At 38.8% G+C, this 6,659-nt stretch carries 6 protein-coding genes; 1 reads left to right on the top strand and 5 read right to left on the bottom strand.

What is annotated here, in order from left to right; all coding sequences use genetic code 11:
• Positions 1-113 precede the first annotated feature (113 nt).
• Complete coding sequence (gene ltrA, locus NH153_RS05870; protein ID WP_063700015.1) at positions 114-1,586, bottom strand: group II intron reverse transcriptase/maturase; 1,473 nt, start codon at positions 1,584-1,586, stop codon at positions 114-116.
• Positions 1,587-2,423: 837 nt separating this feature from the next.
• Between ltrA and NH153_RS05865 the strand changes: the two genes are divergently transcribed.
• The gene (locus NH153_RS05865; RefSeq protein ID WP_063701984.1) at positions 2,424-2,750 is read left to right on the top strand and encodes a hypothetical protein; all 327 of its coding nucleotides are present in this window, start codon (positions 2,424-2,426) and stop codon (positions 2,748-2,750) included.
• Positions 2,751-3,059: 309 nt separating this feature from the next.
• Here NH153_RS05865 and NH153_RS05860 read toward each other — a convergent pair whose 3' ends face one another.
• From NH153_RS05860 to NH153_RS05845, 4 genes are all read right to left on the bottom strand, one after another.
• Positions 3,060-4,091 carry a replication initiation factor domain-containing protein gene (locus NH153_RS05860; protein ID WP_063701981.1) on the bottom strand — a complete coding sequence of 344 codons (1,032 nt, stop codon included), beginning with the start codon at positions 4,089-4,091 and terminating at the stop codon, positions 3,060-3,062.
• Positions 4,081-4,284, bottom strand: a complete 204-nt coding sequence (locus tag NH153_RS05855) for a helix-turn-helix transcriptional regulator (protein WP_063701979.1) — start codon at positions 4,282-4,284, stop codon at positions 4,081-4,083. Before NH153_RS05855 ends, NH153_RS05860 begins: the two co-directional genes overlap by 11 nt.
• 92 nt (positions 4,285-4,376) lie before the next feature.
• The gene (locus NH153_RS05850) at positions 4,377-5,156 is read right to left on the bottom strand and encodes a hypothetical protein (RefSeq protein WP_063701977.1); all 780 of its coding nucleotides are present in this window, start codon (positions 5,154-5,156) and stop codon (positions 4,377-4,379) included.
• Positions 5,157-5,528: 372 nt separating this feature from the next.
• Positions 5,529-6,542, bottom strand: a complete 1,014-nt coding sequence (locus tag NH153_RS05845) for a hypothetical protein (protein WP_063701975.1) — start codon at positions 6,540-6,542, stop codon at positions 5,529-5,531.
• Positions 6,543-6,659 lie beyond the last annotated feature (117 nt).

The raw sequence follows: 6,659 nt of genomic DNA, 5'->3' as shown, positions 1-6,659 counted from the left end.
TGTCGGATAGACGACACCTGTTACCAAGTGTCGCCCTCCTAAGAACCGTACGTGCAACTTTCACTGCATACGGCTCAAGCCTTCACGAAGGCACCTAATTGGTACCCAGCAACTTATAAAGCAGCGAGATTAGGTTCATTCCAAGAGTTGCGGCATTGCCTCTTTGCTTTTCTCTTTGCCAAGTATTCTTGGTATAAAGGATCAAAAGGCGTAGCTTCACTCCTGATTTTCACATGTCTCTCTATTGGCACCTTAGCTATTTGAAATAGATTAAACTGACAATCCATGTTCATGCTCTTCAGCCAACCGTGAAATTGCCATTGGCCTCGACGGTTGATAAAGTACTTCATGGCGATCCAAGTTTTTGATTTTGTTGGATGACGCCTTTTAGCCCAATGCCATAACGCTAGAAATAGTTTGTGACTCACATATCCGAATATTTGTTTAGCAACGCAGTGACGATAGTAGTTCGACCATCCCCTGAGTTTCGGATTTATCAACTTGATTAGATCATTAACGGGGGTGGTTGCGTGCTTTTTGATGAGTTCGCGCAAGTTACTCAGAAATATTAACGTGTTAGATTTGCTCGGTTTAATGAGCAGTTTTCCTTTGTACTTCCTATGGTTAAAGCCTAGGAAGTCAAAACCACGGCTAATGTGAGTAATGTGCGTTTTCTCTTCGGAGAGCGTTAAGCCTCTGTGTGCTAAGAAGTCAGCAATCAACGGTTTGATATCGTTCTCCAGCACGTCCTTTGAAGTGCAAGTGACGACGAAATCATCAGCGTATCCTATAAAGTTGGCTCTCGCCCCATTTTTAAGTGCGGTGGACTTTATGCGTTGCTCAAGACCTGCAAGAGTCATCAGCATCAAGGTTGGAGATATGATCCCGCCTTGTGGTGTTCCCTCGTCAGTGCGATAGAACAGCCCTTTGTCCATAAAACCAGACTTTAACCATTGTTCCAATATTCGTTTATCTACAGCTATATTATTCATAAGCCATTGATGCCCAATCTTGTCGAAACAGGCTTTAATATCTCCCTCAAGAACCCATTGTGCGGATTGCTTTTTACTCAAACAGAGAAAACACTGAGCAATAGCATCAGCAGTACTTCTGTTGCGCCGAAAGCCGTAACTATTTGGGTCAGCAAGTGTTTCTGACACAGGCTCTAGTGCGAGAAGGTGAAGCGCTTGTAGCGCTCTATCGACCATGCACGGGATACCTAAAGGTCTGAGCTTGCCGTTTTTCTTAGGGATGTAGATACGCTTGAGCGGTTTGGCTTGATAAGCTTTTCTGCTCAATTGATTGACTGCTTTCATGCGGCGCGTATCCGTATTCCAGATGACGCCGTCTATTCCGGGCGTTTTACTGCCTTTGTTTTGTGATACTCGCTTAACAGCAAGAAGTTTTGCCGAATGCGAGTGAGTCAGTATCCACTGCAACGCTTTCGCTTTGCCGTGTTTACTTTCTCTTGTTGCTTTTGCAATACGCATCTGAAGCTTTAAAACGTGTGACTCAACAGTTTTCCAATTTATGGATTGCCATTGAGCACTGTCAGGAGAGGCACTAATCTCTTTTGAAATCATCATTTGCGTTTCTCCTTGAATAAAGTTCTTCAAATTCTCTTGCAAAGGAAGACCAGTCGGAAGTCAGCTCACTTTCGTGCCAGACAGACGTCTGTATCTGCATCATTACAATCCAGCCTTTGCTTTCTCCAACATCCTCTACCTGCACCACTATCGGCTATATAAGCTTTCCCAAAGGGAGTGATACAGGCTTACCGTGTTCCGTATGTTGCGCAATGTCAGGTTAGATGCCCGCTATAGTGCGGAGAGTACAGTGACCACGAAAGAGCATGGGGCAATCTCTTTCCGACTCTCGCGCCTTTTGGCTACAGCGTATTAACCACTTCCGCTGTTTCATCATATAACGCACCTTACGCGGATTCACTTATGTTCATCATACTGACTGCCTAGCACTCACCCGATTTGTGGTTATCAGGAGGATCGTCCTCTCACGATTAAGATCCCGATTGGCGCATACCAACCTTCGTTACATTGTCAGAGCCGCTACTTTATTCAGGCTCCTAGGATCATCTGGTGATACAGATGGTTCACTCATTAAGCGGTGAACAGCGCTTCATACGACTTCACGTCGCACGCCCCAAAATAAGTTAACGTAATTGATTAGGCTGCTCTTTGTACATAATTTCATGAAAATGAGCGCTGAGAGGATTTTGATTCATTCAACTTTACCTAAAATTTTAGAAAACTTAATGATGTAATACCGTGGATAGTTTGCTAAAACTACATAAGGTAGAAAAAAGAGCGTGGCGTAAAGAGAAGTATGTGCTATGAGCGCACTATGAAATCGTTAGGACGTACAGTACAGTTCTATTCTATCATACTAACCAAAAGGAACATAAAATGGGTGACATTCCAAAGAACGCAAAAGATATACTCAATGATCCAAAAGAACTGGAGAAGTTCGCAGATATAAGTCGAATTACTCCGGAAGCAGCGAAAGCTTTACTTGAGCGCATGCTTAAAGAGCCTGAAATGTCCAAAGCAGCGGAAGACTTCATTTCCTCTGCGGATCGTACTGACGATTTCAAGGCTTACACAGCTGGTGAGGAAAAGGGCTACTTACGTGGCCAGGAGGCTGGCTTCGCTAAAGGGGCTGTTGTAGGAGCAATGGCAGTGCTCGGCACTATGACTGTTGCTGGGCTCACCTATTTGGCGCGCAGTAGGTAGATACGCTATAACAAGCAAATTATGTACGCGCTCTCCATCGTCGGGGCCGCATATTAAGGTGCTATCCCAAAGATATTTTTATGCGAAATTCACCTATTACGGCTGACGACCTAAAACGTTTTTGTCCAAATATAAGTTAGGCGGAAAGCACTCTACTCTGTCTTTTTCGCTTGCTTAAAGCTAATTGAAGATAGTTCTCAGTACTATACTAAGTTTAAGTGAGTGTAAGCGAGGGCTTTAAAGAACAGTCAGGTTTAATTAGATAGTGAAATCAAACCTGACTGATTCAGCGTAGCTTATCAGTATTTATTAGCTAACCATCATACTGAGAGGCAAACTCGGTTGAAACCTTTTTGCTGGTCTCATTGTTTTTTTTATTATCTCTTTTTCAGTCAATGTCTGCTTTGCAAATAATAGGGTAGGACCATACTGTTTGCTTAGATTTTCTAGGCCCTTATCTCTAACAGCATTGCATCGCGTTTTTATCTCTCTTGTTATAGATCTTGCTTCAACGCCTTTAAGCATACATCGATAAACTTTTGGGTATGCATTTAAAAAATAACTATCAGGGCATGTAAGAACATCACCAGGAATAATTATATTCTTGTTACCTCTTAGTCTCAGTTCATGCCTTGTCCATGATTGATACTCTAGTGAATCTTTTGGCAGCTGTAATTGTTTACCTTTCTCGTATATTACCATCTGTTTGCTGGCATTTTTTGAGCCAATATAGATAGTTCGTCCGGTTGACGAGCTGATGTTCTCTCTGGTTGGTTTTGGCCCCGAGGAAGGCGAAAAGCCACCAGAAGAATACTTTTTTTGTATAAAGCGGATATTGTAACGACTTGAGAAGTCATCTAAAGCTATATCAACTCGTTTAATTTCAAAGCGGTTTCTTTCCATCAATTCTAAAAGTGGAAAGAAATAGCATTGACTAATATTAATCAATTCACACGCATAGCCTGTGAGTTCAACAATTATGAATTGCTTATCAGCATTCCATTTTATAGCCCCGCAATAGTGTATTTTTACATCAGTACTTTCTAGTAGGATGCCGTCATCAAAGTACTTTCTATTAAATTTATCTTTAGACACCTTAATTCTGAGGGTAGTTAACCATTGTTTGATTAAATAGATAGTTGACTCGAATTGTGCATCACTAGTTGTAAATAGTTTTAGAGTTAAATAATCAATTCGAGTTTTGAAATTATTATCTTCTAGAAAAGGACTATCTGTACTTTTTAACGGCATTAACTTCTCGTTGTGTAACTTACTGTTTTTTAATTCATTACTACTATGTGTTGTCTTAAGTAATGGCTTAGTTATGATCTTAGGCTGCATTAATACGCTCCTCCATCCAGTTTTGAATGTCAGAAAGTCTCCATGCAACGGTTCGTGTATTCAGCTTTATACGTTTTGGAAATTTGTCTTCTTGCTCCATTTCATAACGAGTTGTTCTAGAGAGCCCAGTTAAGTGTTTACATTCTGCTTCACGCACAAAGCGGTCGATTTGAGTATTGGTTTTAGTAATCATCTTATAACTCCAAAATGATCATGGGCGATCGATATTGTTCGCCCTTGTCTGAAGTATATTTAACTGGAGATTTTAGACTCTGAGAATTGCATCTAGCAGCTAGGCTCAGATTTTTTAGCATGCTGTGATTTATGGAAATTCATTACAGCTTGTGAGGTTTTAGGTTTCCACACGTTATGTTTGATAAAATAAGAGTAGTTTGAAATCCATTTGAGGATTGCTTCTGAATCTTCTGTAAATGGTTGGATTGAGCTTCTAAGTTCAGGCTGCGAATTTATAAAGTCATTTAGTTTTATTTTGATTTTTTTAGCAATCGTACTTAAGCTTAGGTTTGTATCACTATAATTTTCAACATATTCTTGCAGAGCGAAGAAAACAATTCTTTCGTTTTTTTCTGCTTTGGTTTGGCCACCTGAGCGACCGTTTTGCCGCGCTCTTTCTTTCAAAGCTTCTTCTTTTAATACCTCTTTTTCGAGTTGGTCTATTTTAACTGTTAGTAAAGGTTTTATTTCTTGTTTTAATTGTCTAAATAAAACTTCATTCGCGATATCATGTAGTCCTAGGTTTGTGAGCATCTGAGGCAACATGCCGTAAAAATCAGAGTCCTCTAAGTCTTCGATTTTTTCTTTATTTGCTTCAGTCATTCTATTTGACTCTTTGACAACGCGTTTTAATTCATCACTATTAGGTAGAGTTGTTTTTGGAATTGATGGATTCTCAAAGTATTTATTTCTCATCCATTTTAGAAAATCTTTTTGTTCTTCTTCTAAAATTTTAAGAGCTTTCTTTTTAGAGCCGGTAATTTGAATTTGTTCTGAAATAAAATTGTTGGTTATTTCATGCGCGTTAGTTGTTATTTCGTTTAGATGCATTTTGCCCTCACGTATTAATTTTAAAACTGAGGCATCCTTGCTATATTAAGTACTCATCGTACAATTTCGAACTTATCAGACAAAATACGATGCTGAAAGCATTAAAAAAGGGAAAATTTCAAAATATTTTCATTCCTGTTTTTGAGCAAAGTTGAACCCGGGGTTCAGAGATAATTTGAGGCCCATGGTGTGGCCCATGAACTTTTTGGGTGTATTAATTTTTATTTAAAATCAAGTGGTTGTCTCTTTGGTTTGACTCACCCCAGCTCCACCAAATATGAAAAAGGCTGCTCTCAGAGCGGCCTTTTTTATTGCCTAAAATATTTATAAAAATGCAATTTTACTTCGAATTAAAAATGATTTGCCATTTGACTAATCCACTTTAATAGAGTTAATAAACGATATATGCTCTTGAGTAGAAATAAACCCATTTGCTTTTAACCCCTCTGTTGCTGGGCCTGATATAGCTTCTGTCAGTTCTAGTTTTATATAGGAGCGTTTATCAATCTTGTTGGCGAATTGTTGGCTAATATCGATGTCTGTATCTTTCTCCATTTTCATTTTTTCATAGCTTGATTTATCTGAATAATTAGTATCCCAGCCTTCGGACTTAAACTTGTCGTATAGCACATAAGAAGTTCTCTTCAAGGGAAGGTTTACACCAAGGACACCATCTTTCCTGAGTATATGTATAGTGCCTTGAAACTCCAGAGTTGCATCGTTTTCAAGTAAAATCCTTTCTATGAAAAGTTGCTCTTCAGATGCGCTTTTCCAAAGGTCAGTAACAATTGAGCCTGCTAAACTGCCTAAAGTAGAGCTAATTGTTTGGCCTATTGTAATAAAAATGCCAGCTAAACCAGGGCTGTCATCGTAAGCTCTTACAGCAGCTTTTTTTAAATCAAACCCTTCAACCTCATATAATTTGAATGTAATCCTATAAGGGTTATCTGCACCATGAGTAAAAACAATTTTCTCAGAAGTATCTAATGCCACTTTAGCATAAGATTCTGAGTTTATTTTTATGTTTGTCGTTTTGTAGTAGGTCTTGCTTTGTCTCTCTAATACATCTTCTGCTGACAAACTCTCAATCCTTGTTAAGAGCCAAAGCTCTTTCCCGAAAAGGTGGGAGGTTATTTTTTTTTCGAATCCTTTATATTTATCATCGTCTAAGGTAGGACTTGACTCACCGTTATGGATCCAGCCAGGCTGAAGGTAATCAATTTTTAATTGAAATACAGAATCAGTGTCGACGTAAATTGGATTATTTCCGGTTGATGGGATTTCGTAGATATTATTACTTTTTTGCTTATATAAAATAGCTTCTGAGAAGTGATTAGTCGTGCAACCACAGAATGTTAATAAGACTAATAATATTCCATATCTCATATTTATCTCCTTAATACTTTTTACTAATTTATACTAACTACATATAGCGAGGTAAAAAATTAACTGCATGAGATAAAGCTTTGCTTAAAATAAGGGGGATTCAAGTTTTTGAGGCAT

The organism is Pseudoalteromonas gelatinilytica (assembly GCF_001641615.1).
Taxonomy (GTDB): Bacteria; Pseudomonadota; Gammaproteobacteria; order Enterobacterales; family Alteromonadaceae; genus Pseudoalteromonas; species Pseudoalteromonas gelatinilytica.
This window is presented reverse-complemented; position numbering and strand designations above follow the sequence as displayed.

Excerpts from the sequence above, each read along its gene's own strand:
- NH153_RS05855 (WP_063701979.1), bottom strand. The coding sequence starts at position 4,284 with ATGATTACTAAAACCAATACTCAAATCGACCGCTTTGTGCGTGAAGCA.
- NH153_RS05850 (WP_063701977.1), bottom strand. The coding sequence starts at position 5,156 with ATGCATCTAAACGAAATAACAACTAACGCGCATGAAATAACCAACAAT.
- NH153_RS05865 (WP_063701984.1), top strand. The coding sequence starts at position 2,424 with ATGGGTGACATTCCAAAGAACGCAAAAGATATACTCAATGATCCAAAA.
- NH153_RS05860 (WP_063701981.1), bottom strand. The coding sequence starts at position 4,091 with ATGCAGCCTAAGATCATAACTAAGCCATTACTTAAGACAACACATAGT.
- ltrA (WP_063700015.1), bottom strand. The coding sequence starts at position 1,586 with ATGATGATTTCAAAAGAGATTAGTGCCTCTCCTGACAGTGCTCAATGG.
- NH153_RS05845 (WP_063701975.1), bottom strand. The coding sequence starts at position 6,542 with ATGAGATATGGAATATTATTAGTCTTATTAACATTCTGTGGTTGCACG.